A 426-nucleotide genomic window follows, 5' to 3' on the forward strand; every position below is an offset into this window, starting at 1 on the left:
ATTCCTGTCTCTTCTAAATCTCCTTCTATGGATGTAACCTCAAATACTCCTTTAAAATCATTATTTACAGTATGCTGAGTATTTAAGTATTCGTTTATGGGTTTCTCCATCACAACATCCTGAATAATCAAAGGTTCTATTTGTGTTGTTCCTTCTAATGTTTCAAACAAATAAGCTGACAATAATTTTACTGTAGGATAGTCATATAATTTGGATGCTTTCACCTCTATATTAAAACTTTTGCCAAGCATTTTGACTAACTCAACTCCAAGTATTGAGTCCAAACCCAATTCGCTGAAAGGCTTATCACTATCAAGTTCAGCTGACTCCAAATAAAGCAAATCACAAAGTTCTGCTGATAATTTTGATTCTATTTCCTGTATGATCATTGCTTGTTAATTTAGTGCGGTGTTGTTGATTTGTTTT

1 protein-coding gene is annotated in these 426 nt (G+C 32.6%); it reads right to left on the minus strand.

All coding sequences use genetic code 11. The features are described 5' to 3' along the window. A partial coding sequence (locus tag EZM65_RS15390; protein WP_136669446.1) for an acyl carrier protein occupies positions 1–389 on the minus strand: 389 nt, incomplete at its 3' end. Positions 390–426 lie beyond the last annotated feature (37 nt).

The sequence above is a fragment of the Flavobacterium sp. H122 genome, from assembly GCF_004959765.1.
Lineage (GTDB): Bacteria > Bacteroidota > Bacteroidia > Flavobacteriales > Flavobacteriaceae > Flavobacterium.